This window comes from Frankia sp. CeRuru1, from assembly GCF_977966315.1.
Map to the genome: position 1 here is coordinate 1 of NZ_CDWWEW010000452.1, position 3,681 is coordinate 3,681.

The following is a 3,681-nucleotide window of genomic DNA, read 5'->3' on the forward strand; positions in this document are numbered from 1 at the left end:
GCTGGCGCCGGGGCGGGGGCCGGTGCCGGCGGAGGCGCCGCCCAGGCGAGCGCGGGGGTCGCGACCAGCAGCGCCACGGTGAACGCCACTGCCCACGCAACCCGCCGCGCCGGCCCCCGTCGCCGCCCGTCCCGGCGACGGCGGGAACGCGGTGGGAGATCGGCGCGCAGCGTGACGGTCGGTCGGCCCGGGAGGTCCGAGTGGGGTGGGGCAGCGGCGTTCATGGTTGCTACGCCCCCACGATGCCCTTGAGGACCCCCACGACGACGGGGGCGAGCGCGGCCAGGCCGTAGCCCCAGGCGGCGTTCTTGAAGGCGTCTTTCGCCTTGCCGATCTCACCGGGGTCGCCGGCGGACATCAGGTAGCGGACCCCACCGACGGTCAGGAACACGGTGCCCAACCCGGCGAGAATCCCCATGATCCAGTTGCGGATGTTGGTCAGGACGGTGCCGACGTCGGGAGCGAGCGCGAGCACCGGGTGGGCCGGCGCCGCGGCCGCGGACGTCGCGGTCGCCACCACCGCGACCACGGTCACGGCGGCGATCACCGCCCAGCGGCGCCGTGCCCGACGGGACGCCGCGACCGGAGTCGCCGGCCGGGGGTCGGCGGTGTGGTGCCACGTGATCACACGCATGCCGGCACCTCCCGCCCGCCCGCAGCCGCGGCACGGCGCGCAGACCTGCCGGCGGTGACGGAATGTGACCGCCGGCGGGTGGATGTGGTCGGTGTGGACGCTGCGGCGGGCTCGTCCGGACGGTCCGTCGGCGGTGTGTCGGCTGGGTCGGTGAGGTAGGCGGCGAGGCGCGATTCGGCCCGGGTCCGCAGCCGGTAGGCCGCCCACGAGCTCATTGCGTGGTCCGCCGCCCACGCGCCCACGGCGAGGGCGCCGAGTCGGGTGGTGGCGATCAGGTCGGCCTCGGTCGCGGTCAGGACGTGCTGGGTGACCGCGTTGGCCAGGACCAGATCGGGACTGCCGGAGGCCGACGGGTCCCCACCCGCGCGGGCGTCGAACAGGTCCGGCTCGGGTTGGGGGGCCGCCAGCGCCGCGGTCACCACCGTCAGCCCTGCCCGGTAGGCGGCCCACCGCAGCCGAACGGGTATCCGTGGGAGGTGCAGGTCGACGGTGGCCAGCGCGGCGACGAAGCCGGCGAGAACCTCCGCGTGCACATCCTGCGGGTCGGCCGGGCTGACCGCGCACAGCCGGCCGGCGACGTCCGCCAGCGCGGGCAGCGCCATCCCCGCGGCGCCCACCGTCCAGGCCCCGCCCTCGGCGCGGGAACGGCCGATCACCTGCGACCAGGCGGCGTCGCGGGTAGCTGTCGGGCAGCCGGCGGTCATCAGCCGGTCCCGCAGCTCGTCCAGCGGGATCATCCGGTCCGGCAGGCCCGCGCAGGCGCGGCCGTCCGCTGCCAGCGGAGACGGGCCCGCCACCAGCAGCGCGAAGCAGTCCCGGACGGTGGTCAACGGCCACACGGCGCCAGCCGGATCGACGGCGAGGTGTGGGAGGGAATACGGGTCGTGCATTGCGGCCGTCCTCCTTGAAAGGGGGTCAGAAATCGACCCCCACAGGACGCCACGCTGGTGCCAGCAAAACGCCAGAAAAATCTTAAAAACGGGCCAGTTTGATCTTCTTGTGGTGCCAGCAATGCTGGCTTTTTCTCTCCCCGTGTGCCAGACCGGCCACGGGGAGGAGGCGGTGAAAGGCCGCCATCAAGATCTGCCAGCAGGGGCGGTGAGCTGCTGTTTTAAGGTGATGCTGGCAGCGCGCTGGCACTGTGCTGGCTGTGCCAGCGCCGCACCGGCGATGCTGGCAGATCATCGCTAGAAAAAATCTTGAAAAAGTTTTGCGCCCTTGTCGCCTCGGGGATGCCAGCGGCATGCCAGCGTGAGATAGCCATTTAGTAGTAGTCCCATGCCAGCGGAGAAAATCTTGAAAAAGGTGGGGGTCGGCGCGCCAAAACACCCCCGAAAAACCGGTCTCTTCTAGTGGCGGGCATTCCCCGCCGCGAAGGGAGACTCGATGACCACGACGACACCCGACAGCGCCTGGGGGCGGCAGCCGTTTCGGCCGGTGACGGTCTGGCCGTGCCCACCGGTCGGCGCACACCCCGCCGAGACGGCCTCCTGGCTGGCAGGGGCGGTGACGCGGATCGTGACGACCTACACCAAGCCCGGCCAGGCCGTCCTGCTGCTCGTCCCACCGGAGGCGGCCCCGGACACGTCCGCCGCCGGCCGGTGGGACGAGCAGGGCCGGCCCGCCGGGCCCGACGCCCTGCTCGAGGCAGCCTGGAGCGTCGCCCGACTCGGCCGCCTGGTGTGCACCCGCACCGCGGCGCCGACCGACCCAGGACCGTCCGACCCGGGACCGACCGGCCCCCGGCGGCGACCGCCGTCCGGGTCCGAGTCCGGACCCGGACTCCCACCCGCCGCCGGGCGCGGGGCCGGTCCCGGTCCACACGACAGCCCGGCCGCAGACGGACCGGACCGCTTCGCGGCGGTCATCACCACCGTCGACCCGTCCGCGCTCGGATGGGTCCGCCACCTGCCCTGGGCGGATCTGCTCACCCCGACCGGCACCCTCGCCGTCATCACCCACAGTGACAGCCGGGGCGGGTGGCTGATCGACCCGACCGCTGAACTGACCGAGGCGGCCGGAGCGGGCCGGGTGGCGCCGGTCGACCGCATCGTCCTGCTCGAGGTGCCGATCCACGGCGCGCTCGCCGACGACAGCGTCACTCCCGCGCGCGACGGTTCCGATGTCCCGCTGACCGGCCACAAGGTCGCGCTCCGCGTGCACTCCGATCTTCTGCTGTACGCGCCGCTGCCGGGCGATGAGACCGGCCTCCGGCGGTCGGCCCGATGACCTCAACCTCGCCGCGGGTGGCCTCCGGGGCGTGGCTGACGGTCTGGCCGACCGGACAGGCCGACCTGGTCGACCAGCTCGCCGCCGGCGGCTACCTGCACGGCACCGCCGCCGACACCGCGGCGATCCCGCCCGCGGTCGCCGCCCGCGCGGTCGCCGCCTACAGCCGCCCCGGCCGCACCGTCTACGACCCGGACTGCGGCGCCGGCACCGTTCTCGTCGAAGCGGTGCGCGCCGGGCGGCATGCCGTCGGGCAGACCGGCGACCCCGGCTCGTGGGAGCTCGCCCGCGGCAACGTCACCGCTGTCAAAGCCCGCGGCGGCGCCGGTGACGGGATGGTGCTTGACCGCCCCCCGACCCGGCAGTCGGGGACCCGGCTGGCCGGCCCGGTGGACCTGGTCCTGACCGCGCTGCGCTGCGACGCCGTCCCCTTCGGCACCGGTCCCGACCCGGACCCGGCCTCACCCGGCCGGCTGCACGCGCTGCTGTCGGGTTACCGTCGCCTGCCGCGGCCAGGCGGCCGGCTGCTGGTCGTCACCCGTCCCGGCCTGGTGAGCGGACAGACTCTCGACCGGGCCTCGGCCGTCGTGACCGCCGGCCGGGCGGTCGGGCTCATCCCCGTGCAGCGCTGCGTGGCGCTCACCGCCGCCCTGACCGGCGACATCGTGGCCGTCCACTCGGCCGTCGGCCTGCGGCCCGTCGGCCGGCCGGTCGCATGGCCCGCCCACCTCGAGGTGGTCGTCTTCCGGCGCGCCGCGGCGAGCAGCCAGCCAGCGCGGCGGACCGGACCGGCCGCGCACGCCGTCGTGGCGCTCAGC

Annotated in this window: 4 protein-coding genes and 1 pseudogene; 2 read left to right on the top strand and 3 right to left on the bottom strand. The window is 74.5% G+C overall.

Annotation, left to right across the window (positions count from 1 at the left end; genetic code table 11):
* From AC08OP_RS22440 to AC08OP_RS22450, 3 genes and pseudogenes are all read right to left on the bottom strand, one after another.
* Positions 1-224 (bottom strand): annotated as a pseudogene (locus tag AC08OP_RS22440) (hypothetical protein); the annotation flags it as partial.
* A 5-nt stretch (positions 225-229) separates the two neighbouring features.
* A complete protein-coding gene (locus AC08OP_RS22445; protein ID WP_476615988.1) occupies positions 230-634 on the bottom strand; it encodes a pilin in 405 nt (134 codons plus the stop codon).
* A complete protein-coding gene (locus tag AC08OP_RS22450; protein ID WP_476615989.1) occupies positions 625-1,524 on the bottom strand; it encodes a hypothetical protein in 900 nt (299 codons plus the stop codon). The genes AC08OP_RS22445 and AC08OP_RS22450 overlap by 10 nt, the downstream gene beginning before the upstream one ends.
* A gap of 496 nt (positions 1,525-2,020) precedes the next feature.
* Between AC08OP_RS22450 and AC08OP_RS22455 the strand changes: the two genes are divergently transcribed.
* Together AC08OP_RS22455 and AC08OP_RS22460 are read left to right on the top strand one after the other, a co-directional pair.
* On the top strand, positions 2,021-2,863 hold the full coding sequence (locus AC08OP_RS22455; protein ID WP_476615990.1) for a hypothetical protein: 843 nt from the start codon (positions 2,021-2,023) through the stop codon (positions 2,861-2,863).
* On the top strand, positions 2,860-3,681 hold an 822-nt coding region (locus tag AC08OP_RS22460; RefSeq protein ID WP_476615991.1), incomplete at its 3' end, for a TRM11 family methyltransferase. The genes AC08OP_RS22455 and AC08OP_RS22460, both read left to right, overlap by 4 nt.